Consider the following 22,461-nt stretch of genomic DNA (forward strand, 5'->3'; position numbering starts at 1 on the left):
AAAATTCGCTTTTTCATCATTTTATCCTTGATTGATTAGAGTTTAAGTAAATGTGGGTAAAATTGCTCGTGCAGTTTGGATATTGGTTGCACAAATAACCTGATAAGTATCACAAAGTCTAAAAATAGCCTCTAAGGAAGCTAGATTTGGCCGGCGAATTAAAGGTTCTCTCAAACAAATCACTGCCTTGATATTTCCTAAGATAATTTGTACACCAATTGTATCTGACCCTCCGACTAAAAGATTGGGACGAATCACTTGTTTAACGCTCAGATTGACTTTCTGCTTTAAAATTTGAGCAACCCATTCCGGCGCTAAAATCGGTACATTCGACAAAATATCAATTTCCTTCTCTACCCAGTTTACCAACTCGGAGATTTTCGTTTCATCTGCCATGAGAATCATATATTTACGATTCGCCCTGATTCCGCTTCTGCGAATTCCCTCAACGGCGGCCTGGGTAACACGATGAATTAATTTAACCGCTAAGTGAGGACGTTTATGTTTGAGGTTTTCAATATCATCAAAGGTCATAATCGCAATCGTACCATCACTGGCCGCAATAAAATCGGCTTGACGAGAGATTGACTCCAAGAGTGCCATTTCCCCTAAGAAGTCCCCGGTTGTGCGCGTCGAGTTGTCCCGATGATCCTCGATAATACTAATTTCTCCACTGAGAATCACTCCAAAAGAAGTATCACGTCCAGTTTTGGGCATAATCTCTTGTAGGTCAAAAAACTTATGAATTGAAAAATATTCACAGATGAGTTCGACTTCTTCCGAGTAAAAATCCTTGAAAGTCTTCAAATTTAGAAATAAGTTTGCTTTCTCAGACATAAAGTCCGACCCCCGATGGCCTATTAGATATGACCCAAATCTGCAATCAAAAATCCCAAATTACAACTTATAATTAAGATTAATATAATAACTGAATCGCGCATCAATTCCAAAATTCGATGAGTCCATCACAACTGATTGCATTTCAGCCCATTGCTGCGATCGCTACAACCCCCAACGCAGCCCAACGACTACAACCGTTGTGTCAGACTTCCGATGTGACGCTGTACCTGCCTCAATCCTTGGGCGACATCCCCGGCAGCCAAACCTATCCCGACTCTCTGCGCCAACTCCTACCGCAACTCTGGTCAAGTCATCGCGCTATTATCTTCTGTCTGGCTTTAGGGGCCGTTGTCCGCCTGATTTCCCCCCTATTACAGCATAAATCCAGCGATCCGGCGGTGATTGTGGTTGACGAAAGCGGCCAGTTTGTGATTAGTGTCTGTAGTGGTCATATTGGCGGCGCGGATCAACTCGCCCAACTCGTGGCCCGTCAACTGGGCGCAACTCCTATATTAACCGGTGCCGCAAACGCTTTGAAACTCCCCGGAATTGATGTTTTAGGGGTGCCGTTTGGCTGGAAACGAGGAGCCGGAGACTGGACAGGTGTGAGTGCGGCGTTAGCCCAACAAAAAACGCTACAAGTTCAGCAAGAAGCAGGTTCTACGCTTTGGCAACAGCATCTCCCCGCAGATCATCCCTTTGATTTTACCTCAACCTCAACTCCTCAAGCCAAAATCTGGATTAGCCCCAAAGCGCGACCACTTTCCACCGATTTACCCCAAGTCCAATGGCATCCGCGAGTCCTGTGGGTGGGTGTGGGTTGTGAACGCCATACCCCCAAAATGGTGATTGAAAAGGCAATTTTAGAAGTCTTAGAGACTCATCAACTCGCTTGTGAAGCGATTGCCGGAATTGCCACGATTGATCTCAAAGCCGATGAAACCGGATTAGTGGAACTTTGTCAAGAGCGCGATTGGCCGTTACGCACGTTTGATGCCGAAGTGTTGCGTCAGGTGACGGTGCCGACGCCTTCTGATATTGTTCGTCAAGAGGTGGGAACGCCCAGTGTTGCTGAAGCTGCCGCCTTACAAGTGGCTGGAGTCGAAACGTTACTGGTGACTAAACAGATTTATCGTCATCCTCAACCCTCCGAACAGCCAAGAATCGGTCAGGCGGTAACGGTGGCCATTGCCCAAAGCCAACGAGAATATACCGGACGCAAGGGACAATTATTGCTGATTGGTATTGGCCCCGGTCAACTCAATCAAATGACTCCCGCCGCCCAAACCGCAGTGACTCAGGCGGATGTGGTGATTGGGTATTCGCTGTATTTGGAGTTAATTGCGCCGTTGTTGCGTCCAGGGCAAATTGTTGAATCCTATCCCATTACCCAAGAACGTCTTCGGGCTGAACGAGCGATTTTCTTGGCTGAATGGGGGTTAACGGTGGCGGTGGTGTCTTCGGGGGATTGTGGGATTTACGGGATGGCGGGGTTAGTGTTTGAAGAACTTCGCGCCCAAGGTTGGCAAGGGCAAACGCCAGCAGTACAAGTGTTTCCGGGGATTAGTGCGTTGCAAGCGGCCGCTTCTCGGGTGGGTGCGCCCTTGATGCACGATTTTTGCGCGATTAGTTTGAGTGATTTGTTGACGCCTTGGGAGGTGATTGAAAAGCGCTTAAAAGCGGCTGCAATGGCTGATTTTGTCTGTGCTTTATATAATCCGCGATCGCGCAGTCGTACCGAACAATTATATCAGGCTCAGGCGATTTTTTTACAGTTTCGTTCTCCACAAACTCCCGTAGCAATTGTGCGTTCTGCTTATCGAGAAGATGAACAGATTACGTTAACGACTTTAGGGCAATTAACGGAAGTTTCTGTTGATATGTTGACTACGGTTTTAATTGGCAATCAAAGTACAGCGTTTCTGGAAAATTGGATGATTACCCCGAGAGGATATTTAGGCTTTGAACAATGTTAACCTCCTAAACGTTCAGAGGAGTCAAGTGGAGTGTGAGGAAATTGTGTTGTCTTCTAATCAATCAAAAACGGTTTACAGTTCTTGAGTGGTGCGAGAAAAAACTCGATCAATTAAACCAGAAACTAGGGATAAAACAATCGAACCGAACAACGCAGGGAAAAATCCTGCAACGTCAAATCCTGGTGTAAAATATCCGACTAATGAAAGGGAAATGGCGTTAATCACCAGTAGAAATAACCCTAAAGTCAGCAAGGTTAAAGGCAGTGTAAACAGAATTAAAATCGGTTTGACAATCGCATTTACTAACCCCATAACCACAACACCAATGGCTGCGGCTTGCCAACTCGCAATGGTTAAGCCCGGTACCAGATAAGCGGTAATCCAAAGCGCAATCGCCGAAAGTACCCACGTTAGAAAGAAATTCAGCATAGGAAAGCTCAACTCTATCAGTACCTTGTAATTTTAGCAAATTCACCGATTTTTTCAGCATCTGTATCCGAGAATCGCTATGCTGGAATGAGAGACTACATTTGAATAGGAGATTTTAGGATGATTCGAGGATTCATCGCTGTTATTGCAACACTGGTGTTGTTCTGTTGGCCTTTAACGGCATGGGCTGAGGAGAACCCATCGGGTTTATTTTTTAATCATAGCCTCTTACAAGGACGGGATTTTTCTAATCAAACGCTTCCGGCGGCGGAGTTTGCTAACTCAAATTTAGAGTCTGCTACCTTTGACAATTCTCAGTTAGTTGGGTCAATTTTTAGCAAAGCGATTATGCAAAAAGTTAATATGCGGGGTGCAGATTTGACCTACGGAATGTTGGATCAGGTTGATTTTAGTGATGCGGATTTGAGTAATTCTATCTTTACAGAAGCTCTATTTTTGGGTTCGACTTTTAAAAATACAAACATCACAGGTGCAGATTTTAGCGAGGCTCTTTTAGATCGAGAACAGCTTCGACAACTGTGTAAAAGAGCCAGTGGTGTTAATCCAAAAACCGGGGTTGAAACTCGATATTCTTTGGGTTGTCGTTGATTTTTTTAATAGGATTGGAGCGGATTGTTTGGGAAATTAATGAATTGCCAATTTACCGCTCCTACCTGATAAACTCATCATATAAATATTTTAAAGAACCTTGAATAGATTTGGGTAAAACATCCAGAGTCTTGTTGATAAAGTCTTTAGTTACGTTGAGATGAATCTCCTCAAAATAAACTTGAGTAAAACTCTAAATATTGTGTCATTGCAGTCGTTTTTGAGAAGCGAAACTCATCAGGAGGGAGTTGGGGGCGAGGCTGTTTTAAGGCGTTAATAATTGCTTGAGACAGATTGTGAACGGGATCATCATCTAAGTCGAAATAAAAGCAGTCAGAAGCCCCCACTTCTCGAAATATCGGGATATCTGAACAAACTACTCGACTCGAAAAATAGAGGGCTTCTGCTAGGGGTAAACAAAACCCTTCTGTTGAAGAAGGACAAACTACTAGCTGACAATTTTGATAAAGCCAGCACAACTGTTCATCATCAATGGATGAGGTTAGAAGCACTCGATCACCCAGGGATTTTGTATGAATAAGTTCGATTAAATTCCCTGTTTCTGGGCCTGTACTTCCCACTAAAATGAGTTGAGTTGAGGGAGCGATATCTCGTTTTTCTTCTATTAGTTTAGCATAGGCTTGAATCAATAAATGTAAATTTTTATTTTTACGATGTTGAGCTACACTGAGAATAAAAGGACGGTTCTCTAAATTGAGTTTAATTGGAAGTTTGGGTTGAGTATTTTCAAAGTCAACATAGTTATAAACTACACGATTTTTGCCTTGAGCATAGACTTTGGGAAAATAGTATTGCAGTCGGTTTAGAGTCTCTTGAGAAACACAGACAATTCCATCACTATTGATCACAGCCAGGTAGGTAAAAAGCTGATTAAACAGATAATTTGGAAAGCCAAAGTTTTCGGGTTTTTCATAGGGATAAAAATCGTGAATCGTCGAAACAACAGGCACTGAAAATAAAAAGTTTAAAAAAGGAATTGGAAAGGAAAAGTGAGCAATATTGGGCTTGAGTTTATTGACGAGTTTTGGCAGTTCAAACATAAACCAGAGGTTCCGCTTCAAGGAAGTATTTTTGATCTCAATTTGTAGGACNAGCCAAAGTTTTCGGGTTTTTCATAGGGATAAAAATCGTGAATCGTCGAAACAACAGGCACTGAAAATAAAAAGTTTAAAAAAGGAATTGGAAAGGAAAAGTGAGCAATATTGGGCTTGAGTTTATTGACGAGTTTTGGCAGTTCAAACATAAACCAGAGGTTCCGCTTCAAGGAAGTATTTTTGATCTCAATTTGTAGGACTTTTATTTTATCAGAATTGAGCTGAAAATCTTCTTCAAAATATTGTCTTTGCCAACTTCCCAAAACGAAGGTAATTTGTTCAACTTGTTCGGAAGCAGCTAAACATTTTGCTAAATTTGCAGCGCCTCGACATAAACCGGTGGGTTGAGTAAACCGACTTAATGCAGAAATAAGGATGTGCATCTGTTGTCCTCTAAAAATGTTTTTATCATCAAATTCAATTACTGATTAAGCATTAGGACTCAAGCCTTTCAAAATTCCCGTCTTAAAATTATCAACCATTTGTTCTATTGTATATTGTTTTGCTGTTATTAAAGCACCTGTTTTTAATTGTAAATAAAAATCATGATCGTTCATAACTTTGATCACAGCTTGAGCATATTCTTCTATACTATGTTCTGTCATTACACCATTGATACCTGAACTTAAATACTCAATTTCTGGACTGTGAATTGGGAGATCTGTTGTAATTACAGGGAGTCCCGCTACAAAAGCATCTAGAATAGCTAAACCCACTAAACCCGGAATTAAAAAGACATCAGCCAAAGAAAAGTAGAGTGCTTTTTCTCGCTCAAACTGAGAACCTACATAATAGATCCAAGGATATTCACTGACTATCTGTTCAAGCTGTTGACGATCCGGGCCATTTCCGAGGATAAACAGCTTAAAATTTGGAATTTTTTCGTGAATTAGTTTTCCTGAATCAATTAAAAATCTCCAATGTTTATTGGGATATAAACCCCCGCAAAATAATCCAATTTTATCCGGTTCTTCGATCTGATACTTGGCTTTTGCTTCGGCAATTTCATTGGCTGTAATACTGAGTATATCGTCTTGGAGTTGTTGAGTATCTATCGAGTTCTGTACAATTGTGATGGTATCTTTTTTGACGTTATGTTCTCTCAAATATTGAGCAGTTCCTTCTGTGTAAGCAAACCACCAATCAACCCGATTAATCACCTTTCGTTTAACCCANGTTCTTCGATCTGATACTTGGCTTTTGCTTCGGCAATTTCATTGGCTGTAATACTGAGTATATCGTCTTGGAGTTGTTGAGTATCTATCGAGTTCTGTACAATTGTGATGGTATCTTTTTTGACGTTATGTTCTCTCAAATATTGAGCAGTTCCTTCTGTGTAAGCAAACCACCAATCAACCCGATTAATCACCTTTCGTTTAACCCATTCTTGAAAGTTTTCCTGTTCAGCTTGTCGATCCCAACCGTGACCCCAAAAAGCAACTTTTTTGAGTTTTAAAGCGGATAAAACTAACAAAACATAATTAATGACATGGCGGCTTGCTTGCTCAACAATGATTAAATCTGATCGTTGAATTTCTTTCCATAAAGGTTGATACAATATTTTACCTTTAAACAACCAATAATTCTTAACTTTGAGTCCGACTTCTGAATTTAATTCAACATTATCTGATTTTTGTAGTTCGGCTTGACTCGGATCTCCATAAGCGACTCTCAATTTAATTCCTTCTGAGTCAAGAGCTTGATACAGTTTCTCAAAGAAAGAAACTCGATATTGTTTGACTAAGGTTTGAACAATTAAAACTTGTTTCATAAAAAGATTTCAAAAGGAGATTGATGAACTTAGATATGATTAAAAATAACGTCAGCGAACTTTTCGGCTGAGTTCTGTTCAGCAAATTTTTTCATTAGAGTGCGATCGCATAATACGGTCTCGGGTTCTTGTAAAAATCGAGTTAAACCTTTAGCAATTTCACTGGGTTGTGTTGAGTCAAGCGTTAAACCGAGATGATAGTCTTGAACAAGTTTTCCCATTAAACCATAATTTGAACTGAGAACAGGTTTCTGAGCTGCTGCTGCTAAGACTAGAGTTCCGCTCATTCCAATATGTTTCTGATGAGGAGATAGAATAACATCAGCTAAGTGAAAATAACAATGAACATCCTGTTCAGAAACAAACTCAAATTTACAAATAATCTCTACAGGCTTTGTTTGAGAGAGCTGTGCAATTTTAGATTTTACGGCATCACGATCCTGGGGAATAATCTGTCCAACTAAAACTAAACAGAATTGGTGACAAAGGTGATCGGGGAGCAAATTAACTGCATCTAGAAGCTGATAAATTCCTCGACGTTCTCCCAAACTTCCGAGTAATAAAAAACTTTTTTTATCCGGTTTTAGATTCAAATCTTCTTTGATTTTTTCTAGATTTAGATCCGATAAATTGTAAGTTTTAACCGGATCAGGCATATAGACTGCTGTTGCTCTATTATTATTTTGATTCAAATTATTCACAACAAACGGATCGAGTACAAATAATGTTTTAACTTGAGGTTGTTGCATGACGCGAGTTAGGATTAGTTTTTCTCGGAAATGTTGAATTCGTTCTTTTTGACTGCGTTGATCATCAGAAAAATTCACGTAATGAAAGGAAGGTCGATAATAAATTCCAGATACAGGACAAGGTAACTTATAACCTTCTAAGGCTAGAGGTAGCAGGTAGCGATCCGCGATCATCATCAAACCTTGAGTTGCTTCTAAAGATTTTGCATATCGACATAATAACCGAAATTCCTGGAAATCTCGAACAAAACGCCCAATTTTAGACTGAGTTGACTTTAAAATTTCCTCTTCTTCCGGTTTTATCGTAATAAATTCTAAATTTTTATTCGGAAGTTGGGAAGCTAGATTAACGACTTCTTGATGTTTAGAAATAAATTCATTCAAGACAATAATACAAAGCTGATATTTGAGATTTTTTAGGGCAATAAATTCAATTAAATATTGCAGATAGTTTGCATAATGCCCGGTTGAGACTAAATTCAAAATTAGGATTTTTTTGGAATGATTTTTTAAGTTTGATGATCGGCTATCCATAAGTTATACGTTGATAAAATTAATGCTTCTTAGAATTCATTAAACGCTCATAATAGTGATCAATAGAAATTGCCTTCTTTGACCAAATTTGTTGTCGAGCAAATTCATAACCTTGTTGACCCATCTCCCATCGTTTTTGAGGATGTTTATACATCAATTCAATCGCTAAAGCTAATTCGGCTACAGTTTCACTCGGTTGAGTTACAGAAACTTTAATTCCTGCTGTATCGGGAACTAAATCTCCTGCACCTTGATGGTTGAGAACAATAACAGGTAAAGCATAAGCCATTGCTTCAACTAATTGTGAACCAAATGAGTCTCTTAAACTTGTAAATAAGAAAACATCATTGGTTAAATATTCCTGTTTAACTTCTGTCCAAGAGATTTGACCTTTCACCTCAACTTTGCTTTCAAGTTGTAAATCCTTCAGCCATTGTGGAATATATTTATCAAGAGAACCCCCTCCAACAATTGTTAATTGAATAGGGATTTCTGAGTTAACTTTTGCAAGAGCTTCTAGGGCTAATAGTAACCCTTTTCTATGAAATAAACGACCGACCCAAAGTAACTTGAAAGGCTGAGTTTGACTTCGATTGGGCGGTGAATCAGGAAAATAGTTTTCTTCTAATCCAGTATCTAGAAACAATTCAACCCAAGATGCACCCAAACGTTTCGCTAAATGGGCGGTATCTTGATTTGTTGCTAAGATTAAATCTGCATGGCTAACCGTTTGACGCGCAATTAAATTCAAAGGAAGTAATTGAGTATTAGCAAAAGAACGAAACGCTTCACTTCGCCATTGATCTAAAAAGTAACTTTTGAAAGCTGGTGGTGCAATTTGTCCCCCTCCAACCGGCCCAAATATAAACGGTTTATTGAGACGCCAAAGCTCAGAACCCGCCGTTAAACTACCCCAAGTCACATGATGAATCAGATCAAAATTGTGCTTTTCATTCAGTTTTAAGGCAACTGTATAAGCTTGTCTTTGCCAAATTAAGTAATGAAGATAAACTCCGATTTTTCCCTTCAAATAAGGTTTGAAACGGTTAGGGATATCAACTGGAAAAAAGTGTAAATTTGGCAGGGGTTGAGTCGCTAAGACTTCTTCCCAAGCCGCTTGACTTTCCGCATGAGAACGAGTTAAAACCCAAACTTCGTGACCCAATTGTGCCAAATACCAAGCCCAATTCCAACCAAAACCGAGTTCTGAACCTTTATTCGGTTGACAGGCATAAGCTGAAAGTAAAATATTTTTCATGGGGTGCTATTTGGATGCACTGACTCTGTTTTAGCATACTTTTGTTTGAAGGTAATAATATTGTGAAAATCTTTAAAATGACTTCTTAACCATTCTTCATCTTTGCTCCACCATTGAAACTTTAGTAAAAATTTAATCGTTTCTTCATCAAATCGGTATCGGATTAGTTTGGCTGGAACTCCTCCAACAATTGCATAAGGTGGAACGTCCTTATTGACAACAGCTCCGGCTGCAATGACAGATCCATCTCCAATTGTTACACCATCTAAAATGGTTACATTTGCTCCAATCCAAACATCATTTCCAATGTTTATTTCTTTTCTTTCTTCAAAATAATTTTGCTCAGAAAATGTAATTCCTCCTTGCTTTAAAGTTGAGTAGAAAATGGGATGAGTAGATACAAAATCTTGGGTTGGATGAATTCCAAAACCGATGATACAGTTGATACCAATACAACAAAACTTACCAATATTAACTCTAGAAATACGAGTATTGGATAAAATATAAGTGTAAGAGCCAATATCAGAATTTAAAAGGGTAACATTTTCATAGAGTTTAACGTTATTTCCAACTGTAGTGTTATTGAGTTTTGAGTAATATCCCTGTTCTAAATCTTTGTATTTGAGTTTGTTTTTCCACCAATTCACGAGATAGGACAAATAATCAGTTAAGGGATTTTTAGTGGCTGATTTTAAAATTTTAATCCATATTAACATCAAAAAAACTCCTTTGATTTCATAAAAACAATAATTTAGGAACTCCAAAAATTGTTCAACTTTCGTTGAAATCGGTTCAAAAAGCTGGGCGAAAAACGAGTTTCTTGAGTCCATTCGTCAGCTTCCCAATTTTGTAACAGATAGGGAGGATGAGATAAGGGAAAACCCATTGCTTGTACGGGCATATTAGCATAAGAAATCTTTTTAGCCTCGGCTGTTGTATTTGAAGAATATGATAAACTAAAACCAAGATTAGAAACTAAATTTACACTGGGCATAATCCCCAAACCACTCTGAACCCAACAGGAAAATAACCATCGATAAAACCAACTATTTTTTTTCCCTTCATAAGTCGCTTGAAACAGTCGCCGCCAATAATTAACGGCTCGGCTATTATTTGAAAGTTTATGATCAAGAAAATTACTCTCTCTAAAAGTCGGCCAAAGCTTCATCTCAAAGTCGAAATATTGCCAAGCTCGTCGCCAAGTCGCCCACCCCCAACAGTCGTGAAAACCTGAATAATAATAGCTGTATTCACTGCGTTGATGTCCGAATTGAAAGTTTGTTCCTGCTATTGACATGACTCGTTGATCTTGCTGATAATAGTCTAGGAGTTCTTCACAGTAATCAAAAAAACTAGGATGCGGTAAACAGTCATCTTCTAAAACAATAGCTGATTCTACAGTTTCAAAGACCCAATTTAAACCACTTGAAACTCGCTTGGCACAGCCTAAATTAATATCAGAATAGTTTTTTAATACCTCACAGTTCCAGTCTACACAATCAATAATAGCCCGAGTTTGTTGACATTTTTCAGCTTCTTCTGGTCGGTCAGACCGAGAGCCATCTGCCACAACGAGCAATATTGGGGGCTGGGCTTGACGAATGACCTCAAATACTTTTGCGGTTAATTCGGGTCGGTTAAAAATCAGAAAAACAACTGGAGTTTTCATTTTTATTGTCTCTCAATATAATCCGTTAATTAANATGACTGTTGACCGCATCCTAGTTTTTTTAATACCTCACAGTCCCAGTCTACACAATCAATAATAGCCCGAGTTTGTTGACATTTTTCAGCTTCTTCTGGTCGGTCAGACCGAGAGCCATCTGCCACAACGAGCAATATTGGGGGCTGGGCTTGACGAATGACCTCAAATACTTTTGCGGTTAATTCGGGTCGGTTAAAAATCAGAAAAACAACTGGAGTTTTCATTTTTATTGTCTCTCAATATAATCCGTTAATTAATGAACACTTATTCGCTTGTTTTTTCCAAATTTAATATTAATTTATTACCTCAAACCATACCATTTTTTTAATAATGTTTATTAATTTCTTTAGAAACATCTCCTAAAACACTATCATCAGGAGTAATAACAGCACCACGTTTCTGATTTCCCCAGACTCGCCCAGAAACTCTTGCAACAAAAGCTTCGGGAACTTGATGTTGATATCCTTTTTAGAGAATACCCGGAGTTTTTCAGAAAAACTTTGAGTGGTTTTTAATAGATATCATGCTGATTTATCCTCCAATAATAAGCTTTAAATTTAGACTGTTTTTTCTTGTTATATTAATTTTGAATAAATCTCCACTAATTGATCGTTCAGTTTATTAATCTCATAATTTTCTTCTACAAAGGCTCGACCAGATTGACCCATTTCTAACCATTTTTCTGGATTTTTGAGCAAAAAGCTTAATTTTTCTGCTAAAGCATCAACATCTTTTTCTGGGACTAAAAAACCTGATTTTCCATCTAAAACACCATCGGGAATTCCATTGTGAATTGTTGATAAAACAGGTAAACCCATTGCTTGAGCCTCTTGTAAAACTAAACCCTGACCTTCTTTGTCTCCATCGGTAGCCGTCACACTAGAAAGAATAAAAAGATGAGAGTCTGTATATAGCTGACGAACTTCTTCTTGAGTCATCCATCCTAATATTTTAACATTTTCAGAAACATTTAGTTCTCTAATGAGTTGTTCAAGAGACTCTCGTAAACCTCCATCCCCAACAATACGATAAATTAAGTTGGGATATTCTTTTAAAACTTGAGCTACAGCTCTAATTGAATATTCAATTCCTTTTTTTTCAACTAATCGAGCTACCGTAATAATTTTAACAGGTTCATTGGCTTGTAGATAACGGGCTTTAAACTGATAAAGCGATAAATTTAATCCCATCGGAAGTTTAACAATTTTCTCCGGGGGACATCCTAAAGCAANTCAATTCCTTTTTTTTCAACTAATCGAGCTACCGTAATAATTTTAACAGGTTCATTGGCTTGTAGATAACGGGCTTTAAACTGATAAAGCGATAAATTTAATCCCATCGGAAGTTTAACAATTTTCTCCGGGGGACATCCTAAAGCAATCGCTCGCTCCGCCGTAAAATTTGAATTGACAGTAAATTTATCGCCCAATTTGAAAAGTTTTTTATACGTTCCTCCCCTTGAATACCAAACAGGTGAGTTAACATCCGCCCCATGAAATGAAGTAATTAATCGTCCTTGAATGGCTCCAATTTCCCGTAGAGTTACACCTTTTTGACCGAGTTGACCAAAGTGACAGTGAATAATATCATAAGGCTTTTTTCCGATCATGGGAATAGCGGCATAAAGTAATCGCAATGAATAGGCCTCTTGTTTATATTGAAAAACATTTAATGAGCGTAACAAAACAGGGGGATTTTTCGGGAAATTTTTGAGGAATAATCCTAAACCTTTCAAGACAGCTTTTGTTCGAGGATGACTCCAACGGGGGCGATAGTAAGTCCGATTAGACAACTGATATTTTTCGACATCAGCATGAAATTTATCTTGATCTTGAGGAGAATCTGCATAAATATCGACTTGATGTCCACGCTCAATTAAACCTGTAATTTGATTAAGAATAAAGGTTTCAGATAAGGAAGGAAATGTTCCGACGATAAAGGCAATTTTCATATGTTTACTCTCAACTCCATCCTAAAAGTTTATTTGATGAGATAGTCTTTTCCAATCGCTTTGAGAAAACGAATCGCCGTCGGAACAGGACTATAATGTTCAATAGCCCAACTCCTACCATTCGTGGAAATTTCGGCTAAAATTTGTGCGTCTTCTATTAGACGTTGAACGGTTTCTTTTACATTTTTTAAATCAATGCCAATATAGTGTTTCCAGTTGATTGGCATCACAGGTAATAAAAAGTTATTTTGCTCAAAGTCAACATGAAAAGTCACACATCCGGCAGCTAAAGATTCCCACAATCTCCAACTATCCCACTGTACAATGATTCGGAGTCTAGAATCAACTTTACAAATCATTTCTTCACNCGTTGAACGGTTTCTTTTACATTTTTTAAATCAATGCCAATATAGTGTTTCCAGTTGATTGGCATCACAGGTAATAAAAAGTTATTTTGCTCAAAGTCAACATGAAAAGTCACACATCCGGCAGCTAAAGATTCCCACAATCTCCAACTATCCCACTGTACAATGATTCGGAGTCTAGAATCAACTTTACAAATCATTTCTTCACCTAATAAATGCGTCAAGGTTCGACTGAATAAATGGTTAGGGTTTTTGGGAAAAGCCGGAACAAATGTTCCTCCAAAAGCAGCACAAGCGACTGATGATTTTAAGCGTTGATAATAGGAAGGATAATGACGTCTTCCACTTTGAGTCCATTGTAAGTGATCTTCAGCACTCAAAGAACTGGTGTCAGACTGATCAATCGTTTCGTCTAAAGGTAAAATTTGATGAAGACCATTTTCAATTAACAGGCTTTTAACGGTATCTCGCAGAGAGTGCTTCACTCTAAAATTATAGAGTAATGTTTTGTTTCTCTGAGAAAAATCGGGTTGTTCATGAGTCATTTTAATAATCCGGTTAGATAACCCAAAAGCCCAAGGATAAAAGTTTTTTGGGTATTTTAGTTGTTGGTGATAATGACACTTAAAAATATAGTCAAATTTTCTAAATTCATCGTGAAAAGATGGAGTTCTTAAGCCATCTGAATCATCGAAATATACCGTTATGTACTTGCGTTTGGGATGAAATAAATTTTCAGGAATGGGATAACCATAGTCAAACCAACGACCACTAATAATTGCAACCTGACATTCATTGGCTGTAATCTCGGGGTGATGGCACAGGAGAAACCTATCCTCTTGAAGGGATGTTTTCCAATAGTTAACATTCCCATAAAAAGGAATTCCTAATTGTTGTAAACCTTCCGCTAAACAAACAATAGGATGTTGATAAGCCGCTTTTTCGGGTGGCCCTTGAGGAAGACAATAGAAGAAGATTTTTTCTGGATAATCCGGGTGCATCTTTTTCCTAAATGGAATAATTAAATTTTCTCATATTTTCAGCACAAATCAATTCGATTTTGCTTAAATTATCTTTTCCAAAGAAATCTTGCCATTTTACATTTTGATCTCCTCGTCCTTGAAACTGAATATTAACTTTATCAGCAATATCATTGACAGGCTTTAGACCTAACTGTTGAGCGAGTTTTTCAATTTGACTAACTTTATCTTTGAGAAAGTCTTCATAACGAATTAAAATCATCTTTTCGGAGTGATTGTCGTAAACATCAGTCATATAATTCCATCGATAAGCCATTCTTTCAATATAGTTTAAACCTGGAAGATTTAACCCAACATTATTGACAATTAACTGCCAAGCTTGACTTATTTTTTTGCCCTGTTCAGGTTGAATTTCATCGAGATTTCCGGGTAAATTTAAGCGATTCAAAATACTTCTAATATTATCTCGGGGATCACGAATAATAAAAACAAATTTGGCTTGCGGAAAATAGTTAATTAACTCCTGATAAAACAGGGTGAGATTAGGTTCTTTGATAATCGCTTTAGAAAAATAGAGTTTGTGACGTTGAATATATGTATTAAACGATAGTTTCCCTAAAAGGACATGATGATAAATTGGGTAATCAACTTCTTGGGTAATATCAATTGTCACTGATAAGCCTGTATTTTCAGCGAGTAAAGCAGCAATTGCTGAAGTTCCAGACTTTTGATTTCCTAACACCAGAATAGGATGAGGATGAACTGGAGTCGTTAATTTTTTTAATTCCCCCTCCACTTGATAACGAAAACTTCGTATTTTCTGATAGAACGGTTGAATAGAACTCGGAATAAACTGATTGAGTTTAGACATTTTTTATCCCACCTTTTTAGGCTTATGTCGCAACTCATTGAGTAGTTGCAACACTTGTTTTAAGGTCTGTCTGCCATTCGGTAAAATACACCAGCACGACAGATAGAATAAAGCATATAATGCACAATGAAGGGCAATTTCAACAAAAGGATTAATACTCCAAGATATTGCTTGACGAACGAACCAAAGCAGTCCTCCTGCAACGAAAGAAGCAACGGCAGGTTTCCATAAAATCTTCATCAGAAATCCTGGGGTCAACGGAGAAGACTGAAAGCAATAAACAATCCCCGGATAACGCAAACCACAGAAGGTAATACTGGCTGCAATTGCTACCCCCAAAGCACCCCAACGCACCCCAATTAAAAATGCAATCACCGTGATTACGGAAGCAAATATATTCCAGTGAAATTGACGATCCGCTCGTCCCATTGAGATAAACACCCAGGCAGTGGCGACGTTAAAGGTACTAATAAAAGCGACAGGTGAAAGGACTCTAAATAAAATGATCGCCTCACTCCATTGAGATCCTAACAAATTGATGATCAAATTATCAGCATCCACCGCCATATAGACTGAAATAGGCATTCCGAGCAAGACCATCACTTCAACGGCTTTGCCATAGTAAGATCGATATCGTTCGGGATCAGACTGGACACTGCACAAACCCGGTAAAGCCACCGTTGAAAGCGGAAAATTAATCTGTTGTAGCGGTAAAACCAACAATTTGTAAGCTTGGGCGTAGAGTCCCAATTGATCCGCACCCCAAAACTTTCCAATTAGTAAATTATCGAGATTACGAGTAAAATAATTAACAACTGTAAAACCCGTGTTCCATCCCCCAAACGCTAACATCGGAGCAATCTCTGAGTCAAACTTCGGCCATCCCGGACGCCAACCACAACTCACCCAGACTCCAATACAATTAATAATTGTCATCGCCAATTGCATGGCGACTAACGCCCAATAACCTGTACCCAAAATTGCCAGCGTCAGGGCGATACTAATGCTACTAATCATCGAGATAATATCAATCACCGCTAACGCACCCAAACGCATTTGTCGCTTCAGCAACGCTTGATGTTGAACAGTTAGTCCGCCGAAGATAAAACCACTTCCCAGCACTAACGTAATCAAAATTAAACGCGGTTCGCCGTAAAACCAAGCAATCACAGGCGCTAAAGCCACAGTCAGCAACATAATTGCACTGCTGATTCCAACATTGATCCAAAATAGGGTACTGACTTGAGTCTGGGTAATCTGTTCTCGTTGCATCGTCGCCATTGACAAGCCTAAGTCCTTAAAAATGGAAATAAAGCCTGTAATAACTGTCACCATCCCGATTAAACCATAATCTTCGGGTTCAAGAAGACGAGCAAGAACAACGATTGACCCAAATTGCATGATTAACTTGCTAACTTGAGCCAAAATGGTGATCGCACCCCCACGAATCGAACGCCCTCTGAGATCGGCTTTGAGATGATCAGTACGAAAGAATCGTTCCGGATCGGTGCTAGCAGGAGTTTTGGGTTTGGACTCCGGCAAAATGATACCTCTTATCCCGCTACTATTGCTGTCAATACTATATCACGATGTCTTGAGTTGACTTGTTTTTTTAACTTAGACATAATAAACAGAGTATGACTTTTCTGTGAAGTTTTTTGTTAAGATACTTTACACAATCAAACCATGATGATCATCACTCTAAAATATGGACAGCTTGGCAATCGATTGATTTTATTTTCACATTTAATCGCATTTGCTCACGCCCATAAAATCACCTTAGCTAATCTGGCGTTTGATGAATACGCTGATTTATTTCAACCCACCAGTCGCGACTTATTTTGCCGTTATCCGCCTCATCCTTCTCAGGGGAAACCGAACCGAATTCTACGCCAATTAATCGGTCGTTGGGCTAATTCTTTCGTGATACTGATGAGTAAAATCAAAGGGTTGAATCGGGGTTTAAAGATTCTTAGAATTGATTCCCAACAGGATTGTTTACTCGATAGTGATGAGTTTCTCAGTCAATTTGATCACCAGAAAACCTACTGCATTCAAGGATTTCGCTTTCGAGATGAATCTAACTTAATCAAATATGCTGATCAGGTTAGAGACTATTTTACACCCGTTGAGCATCATCAGAACAATATTAAAACATTAATTTCAGAGATTCGATCTCAGTGTCAAATATTAGTTGGGGTGCATATTCGTCATGGCGACTATCAACAGCATCGAGGCGGTGAATTCTTTTTTACCGTTGAACAGTATGTACAAGTCATGCAGAACGTTACACAGTTATTTCCTCAACAAAAAGTCGGATTTTTAGTCTGTTCAGATTCTCAACATAACCTCAAACAGTTTGCCCCTCTAAACGTCTTCTTTGGAACGAATCATTTATTAGAAGACCTTTATGCTTTAGCCGCTTGTGACTCCTTAATTGGGCCGATGAGTACCTATTCAACATGGGCATCTTTTTATGGGAAAGTTCCCCTGTATAGAATTTATAATCCAGAGGAAAACTTAAGTTTGAGTTTGGAACAGTTTAAAATTTATGTTCCAGGAATGGACTACAAATATCCCCAAGGTTTAACGTTGGAGACTAAGGGGTAAGTTCTCTTTCTTTTTTCAGTTCTTCGTGAATATGATTGAGTTTGACCGTGAATAACACATAATAAAACCAGACAAAGTTAGCATCAAAAAGTCGGCTTTCAGTTATATTCTGAAACAGCAAATATCCCATAAAAATAGTAGGGAGTAAAGACTCTAGTCTTTTGCTTTGAGTTAATAGCATGGAACCCAAAAGAAGATTTCTAAAAAAAGACAAAATAAACAAAGATAAGCCAATATACCCTAAGTCTAGACCAATCTCAATAAAGCCATTATGAGCATGAGGCGGCTTAAACCCATTCGGTGTAATAACGCCTGCGGCGGGATTATCAACCCCCCGCCAAGGTTGCCAAAAGTTATGGTATCCATAACCCAAAACAGGTCTTTGATTAATCGCATCAATTAGCATTGGCCAAAATTCCGTTCGTCCCGTTAAAGTTGGATCTTTACCCAAACTACTGAGAACACTCACCCAATTTTCTGTTAGTAAAATCATAATCACAATTCCCAAGACTAAAAAAAGCACAATAGCGGTAAAAGCTTGCTGAAAAGTGAGACTTTTTAAGACTCTCAGCAATCCAATCATCATCAGCATCAACATCGCCGTCACAAAAGCACCCGCAGAGTTTGCCATTTGTAAAATAAAAAACGAAAAAGCAGCCATTCCCCAAGATAACCCCGGATATTTGGGTTTATTTAAAGCATCAATCGTCCAAATTAAAACACTTAAAGCCATAATAATGGCGAGAAAATTGGGATGAATTGCAATCCCTTTCCAGCCTTTTTCATGGATTCCAATACTGGGCTTTGCCAGCGCATAAAAAGCACTTAAAAACGCAACTATTGTATGAGAGATTCGCATGAGAGACGAAATTTTTTGTAAACTGTATCGCCGACTGATATGAGCCGCTAAACTACTGAGAAACAAAATAACAAGAGTCGCTCGTAACGTCTTTTCAGTTTCATAAGCCCAAAACGTTGAACAAACGGCTAAAATTATTAAAGTTCCTAAAAACGGATCTTTTAGAATTGAGAGGGTATGCTCTAAATATTTGTGATAATATAAATGTAAAAGAATAAACGAAGAACCATAAAAAGCCATGACAATAATTCCGGTAGCAGAAGCCAAGGTAAAAACCGGATTAGACAAAACACTTAAATCAAACTTGTTGAACGGGAAAATAACCAGTTTAGGAACTAAACACAGAAAAAAGATCGTAAAAATATCTCCGAAGAGAAAACTAACTTTTTTAGAACTCGACAAATGAAAAGCCAATAACGCATAAATAATCACAACCCCTAAAATCAAAGGCAAAAAAATAGGATCAAAAAGAATCTGTTTCATAAGATTAAGATTATGCAGTTCTAGAGGAGAGACGGTGCAACTCAAGAAAAAACTAGATTAAGATATAGAAATAAAGCCTCATATATTTTGAAAAAAGATGTCTCTATGGTTAGCCTAAAGACTCCCTACAAAATGACCCGAGTGATCGTTAACCTCTCTCTAATCATACTGACAACTGTCGGGGGGCATCTAAGCGGTTCTACTCAATCCCTACCTCAACCGAGTCAAACTGTATCCGAGTCGGACAATAATCTAACTGTCCTTGAACCTGCCTACATTTTAGGAATAGGTGATTTTATTTCTGTTAAAATTTTTGACGCTGAAGATTTCAGTGGAGAAGCTCAGGTGATTGCGGATGGAACCCTACAACTCCCCTACATCAAGAGATTATACGTTCAAGGGAGTACCCTAGAGCAAGTGACTCGGATGATTGAAACAGAATATGCTCGTATCCTCAAACATCCCTTAATCACCGTTACCCTCACTAAACCTCGGCCTATAAAAATCGCCGTTTCAGGAGAAGTCTCTCGTCCGGGGTTCTACATCTTGACCCTGTTTGACCCGGAGTCCCGTCAACCTGAACTGCGTTATCCCACCCTAGCAGAAGCCATTCAAAAAGCCGGAGGAGTAACATTATCAGCCGATATCCGTCAAATTCAGCTTCGTAGACCTCAACCTTCAGGGGGTGAACAAATCATCGCCATTAATTTTTGGGAGTTTCTTCAGAATGGGGATACTCGTTCTAATATAACCCTACGAGATGGAGACACGATTATTATTCCAGCGACCACCCATTTTAATCAAGCAGAAGTTCGTCAGGTTGCCAACAGTAACTTAGCGATCTCAGCCGATGCCGCTCATAATATTATTGTCGTTGGACAAGTGAACCGTCCGGGGAACTATGTCTTAATTGGGGGCGATGCCAATACTGAAAGTCCGGGCGGATACGCCACCGTCACTTGGGCTATTCGACAAGCCGGAGGAATTACAGAACAAGCCGATATTCGTCAAATTCAACTTTATCGCATCACCCAAGCCGGAACCCAACAGATTATCCCCGTCAATTTATGGGAACTCTTGCAAACAGGCGACCTCAACAAAGACCCCTTCTTACAAGATGGAGACACCATTGTTATTCCGCAAGCAACAACTGTTGATTTAACCGAAATTACACCAATCGCTCGGGCCAGTTTTTCCCCTGCTACAATTAGGGTGAGTGTAGTCGGAGAAATTAGAAATCCCGGTGTCGGTACAATTGACGTAGCCCCAGATACAACATTGAACCAAGCCTTACTCAAAGCAGGTGGATTTAATCCCAGATCAAGCCGACAGTTCGTGGATTTGATTCGCCTCAACCCCGATGGTACAATATCTCAGCGAACGATAGCCATTGATTTTTCTGCCAGTCCGAATGAACAAAACAATCCTCTACTTCGCAATAACGACATCATTGTTGTCGAACGTTCTGGTTTAGCAAAGTTTTCAGATCGGACGAGTTTACTTCTAACTCCAACAGGTAGTTTCATCAATCAAGCCCTATCTATTTTTCGACTTCTGGAGGTTATCGAAGGGTTCCAAGATTAATTGAAATCTCAAGCTGATAGAGGCTCTTCACTTCAATTAAAAATAATTGCTATAAAAAATCAATCAAAATCATGGACACTGAACGAGATTTACAACGATTTTTAGTCCAAAATAACGGGAAGCTTAATCCCGAAATGAATCAAGGATTTTCAGGAGAAGTTCAAGATCAAGATGAAGAACGACTAGATATCGGCTGGGTCTTTGCCGTTTTCCGACGACGCTTACCAATCATGTTATTTGTAATCCTGACTCTGAGCGGGGCTTTAGGAAGTTTAATCGTTTTGAAATCTCGCCAAGTTATTCCGAAATACCAAGGAGCATTTCAACTATTAATAGAACCCGTCACGGTAGAAGGTCAGTTTGCCCAAAAATATCTATCTGCTCAAGCTGGAGGTGTAGATATTAATCGAATTCAAGTGAATAATAGTTTAGTCGATTATGAAAGTCTCATTCGAGTTTTGAAAAGTCCTAGTTTAATGGAACCTGTTGTAGAGGAAATCAAACAACGTTATCCAAATTTGAGTTCCCGTTCCTTCCTGTCTAGCCTAGAAATTGGTCGGATCATGTATGAAAAAGATTCAAAAGAAGAAGGAACAAAACTGATCAAAGTTAGCTATCAGGATTCAGACCCTGAAAAAATCCAATTTATTTTAGATCAAATTTCAGAAGCTTATTTGAATTATAGTTTACAAGAACGTTTAACCAGTATTAATCAGGGACTAGAATTTATAAATAAACAGTTACCGATGTTAGAAGCACGATATAATAATATACAAAAACAAATTAAAATATTTCGCCAAGAAGCCAATCTAATTAATCCCGACAATAAAGATCGAGAACTCGCAATTGCAGCCCGAAACCTGCAAGAACAAATCGTAAACAACCAATCCGAACTCGCCGAAAAAAGAGTTTGGGCTGAAGTTCTGCAACAACAATACGCCCAAGGAAACTATGCCGAAATTTTAGGAAATGACACAGGCTCTTATTCTTGGTTAATCAAGCAATACTACGACACCGAAGCCGAGATCATCCAAGAATCAAAGCGACTCCGTGAAGACAGTCTTCCCATGCAGCTACTACGAGAAAAGCAGCAAAAGATGCAATCACTTCTACAACAAGAAGCTCAAAAAGTTATAGACAGTACCCTCGGACGTATAGAAGCACTAGAAGCCCGAGTTAATGTCTTGCAGGAGGCTCAAAATCAACTCAACCAACGAATACAAGAACTCCCGGCTTTAGCAAACCGAGAAGCCGAATTACAACAACAACTTCTAGTCGCTTCAGAAACCCTCACAGAATTTCTTGAAAAACGAGAAGCCCTCGGTATTGACGCCGCTCAACAACAAATTCCCTGGCATCTGGTTTCCCCTCCCTCGGTATCGATAGATGACTCTGGAAAACCCATCTCAATTACCGTTAGTAGTACAAAACGTCAACTCGCGATCGCAGTCGTCTTGAGTACCTTGCTCGGAATTGGCATTGGCTTCATCATAGACGTCTTGATCACCGTATTCCACACACCCGACGAAATTAAATCAAACACTAAATTACCCGTTTTAGGCGTTATTCCCCTTTCCAAACACTTCAAAAAAGTCGCCCAAAAATCCAAAACTTTTATTCCCATCGGCTCAGTCGCCAGTTTAACCCCTGTCGTTGATCGCCACTCAGCCCCCGTCAACCCTCAAGTCCATCAATACTATACAGCTTCCCCAGTTTCAGAAGCCTTTCGCTCCCTCTATGCCAATATCTGTTTACTCAGTTCTAACAAACCC

17 protein-coding genes and 3 pseudogenes are annotated in these 22,461 nt (G+C 38.9%); 5 read left to right on the forward strand and 15 right to left on the reverse strand.

The window, feature by feature from the left end; all coding sequences use genetic code 11:
• Positions 1-42 precede the first annotated feature (42 nt).
• Positions 43-837: a cyclic nucleotide-binding domain-containing protein gene (locus tag WN50_RS18745; RefSeq protein WP_046276619.1), complete on the reverse strand. Its 795-nt coding sequence runs from the start codon at positions 835-837 to the stop codon at positions 43-45.
• Between the two features lie 119 nt (positions 838-956).
• On the opposite strand from WN50_RS18745, the gene cobJ reads away from it, so the two are divergent.
• Positions 957-2,816 carry a precorrin-3B C(17)-methyltransferase gene (cobJ, locus tag WN50_RS18750; protein WP_049560199.1) on the forward strand — a complete coding sequence of 620 codons (1,860 nt, stop codon included), beginning with the start codon at positions 957-959 and terminating at the stop codon, positions 2,814-2,816.
• Positions 2,817-2,888: 72 nt separating this feature from the next.
• Here the strand turns inward: cobJ and WN50_RS18755 are convergent, their stop codons facing one another.
• A complete protein-coding gene (locus WN50_RS18755) occupies positions 2,889-3,245 on the reverse strand; it encodes a phage holin family protein (protein ID WP_046276620.1) in 357 nt (118 codons plus the stop codon).
• Between the two features lie 120 nt (positions 3,246-3,365).
• Here WN50_RS18755 and WN50_RS18760 point away from each other — a divergent pair, with 120 nt between their 5' ends.
• Positions 3,366-3,854 carry a pentapeptide repeat-containing protein gene (locus tag WN50_RS18760; protein ID WP_046276621.1) on the forward strand — a complete coding sequence of 163 codons (489 nt, stop codon included), beginning with the start codon at positions 3,366-3,368 and terminating at the stop codon, positions 3,852-3,854.
• 170 nt (positions 3,855-4,024) lie between these two features.
• Here the strand turns inward: WN50_RS18760 and WN50_RS18765 are convergent.
• The 12 genes and pseudogenes from WN50_RS18765 to WN50_RS18835 form a co-directional block, all read right to left on the reverse strand.
• A partial coding sequence (locus WN50_RS18765; RefSeq protein WP_049560230.1) for a glycosyltransferase family 4 protein occupies positions 4,025-4,966 on the reverse strand: 942 nt, incomplete at its 5' end.
• A gap of 1 nt (position 4,967) precedes the next feature.
• Positions 4,968-5,352: pseudogene (locus WN50_RS37175) on the reverse strand (glycosyltransferase); the annotation flags it as partial.
• Between the two features lie 45 nt (positions 5,353-5,397).
• Positions 5,398-6,144: glycosyltransferase family 4 protein (locus tag WN50_RS18775; protein WP_235441024.1), on the reverse strand; the 747-nt coding region annotated here is incomplete at its 5' end.
• Between the two features lies 1 nt (position 6,145).
• Positions 6,146-6,740: pseudogene (locus WN50_RS37710) on the reverse strand (glycosyltransferase); the annotation flags it as partial.
• A 29-nt stretch (positions 6,741-6,769) separates the two neighbouring features.
• Complete coding sequence (locus WN50_RS18785; RefSeq protein WP_049560214.1) at positions 6,770-8,023, reverse strand: glycosyltransferase; 1,254 nt, start codon at positions 8,021-8,023, stop codon at positions 6,770-6,772.
• Between the two features lie 19 nt (positions 8,024-8,042).
• Complete coding sequence (locus WN50_RS18790; RefSeq protein ID WP_046279664.1) at positions 8,043-9,281, reverse strand: glycosyltransferase family 4 protein; 1,239 nt, start codon at positions 9,279-9,281, stop codon at positions 8,043-8,045.
• On the reverse strand, positions 9,278-9,997 hold the full coding sequence (locus WN50_RS18795; RefSeq protein WP_072075606.1) for a CatB-related O-acetyltransferase: 720 nt from the start codon (positions 9,995-9,997) through the stop codon (positions 9,278-9,280). Before WN50_RS18795 ends, WN50_RS18790 begins: the two co-directional genes overlap by 4 nt.
• 35 nt (positions 9,998-10,032) lie before the next feature.
• A complete protein-coding gene (locus WN50_RS18800; protein ID WP_046276980.1) occupies positions 10,033-10,950 on the reverse strand; it encodes a glycosyltransferase family A protein in 918 nt (305 codons plus the stop codon).
• Positions 10,951-11,561: 611 nt separating this feature from the next.
• The gene (locus tag WN50_RS18810; RefSeq protein WP_342586770.1) at positions 11,562-12,191 is read right to left on the reverse strand and encodes a glycosyltransferase; all 630 of its coding nucleotides are present in this window, start codon (positions 12,189-12,191) and stop codon (positions 11,562-11,564) included.
• Between the two features lie 27 nt (positions 12,192-12,218).
• Positions 12,219-12,937 (reverse strand): annotated as a pseudogene (locus WN50_RS18815) (glycosyltransferase); the annotation flags it as partial.
• A 1,373-nt stretch (positions 12,938-14,310) separates the two neighbouring features.
• Entirely contained in the window at positions 14,311-15,153 is an 843-nt protein-coding gene (locus WN50_RS18830; RefSeq protein ID WP_046276977.1) for a sulfotransferase family protein, read from the reverse strand.
• 3 nt (positions 15,154-15,156) lie between these two features.
• Positions 15,157-16,695 carry a lipopolysaccharide biosynthesis protein gene (locus WN50_RS18835; protein ID WP_046276976.1) on the reverse strand — a complete coding sequence of 513 codons (1,539 nt, stop codon included), beginning with the start codon at positions 16,693-16,695 and terminating at the stop codon, positions 15,157-15,159.
• Positions 16,696-16,839: 144 nt separating this feature from the next.
• Between WN50_RS18835 and WN50_RS18840 the strand changes: the two genes are divergently transcribed.
• Positions 16,840-17,763 (forward strand): alpha-1,2-fucosyltransferase, encoded by a 924-nt coding sequence (locus WN50_RS18840; RefSeq protein ID WP_049560224.1) that lies wholly within the window; start codon positions 16,840-16,842, stop codon positions 17,761-17,763.
• Here the strand turns inward: WN50_RS18840 and WN50_RS18845 are convergent.
• Positions 17,753-19,105, reverse strand: a complete 1,353-nt coding sequence (locus tag WN50_RS18845; RefSeq protein WP_046276975.1) for an O-antigen ligase family protein — start codon at positions 19,103-19,105, stop codon at positions 17,753-17,755. The two genes, WN50_RS18840 and WN50_RS18845, sit on opposite strands and share 11 nt — an antisense overlap.
• Positions 19,106-19,210: 105 nt before the next feature.
• Between WN50_RS18845 and WN50_RS18850 the strand changes: the two genes are divergently transcribed.
• Together WN50_RS18850 and WN50_RS18855 are read left to right on the forward strand one after the other, a co-directional pair.
• Entirely contained in the window at positions 19,211-20,689 is a 1,479-nt protein-coding gene (locus WN50_RS18850) for an SLBB domain-containing protein (protein ID WP_046276974.1), read from the forward strand.
• A 71-nt stretch (positions 20,690-20,760) separates the two neighbouring features.
• The coding region (locus tag WN50_RS18855) for a GumC family protein (RefSeq protein WP_049560226.1) at positions 20,761-22,461 on the forward strand (1,701 nt) is incomplete at its 3' end.

The organism is Limnoraphis robusta CS-951 (assembly GCF_000972705.2).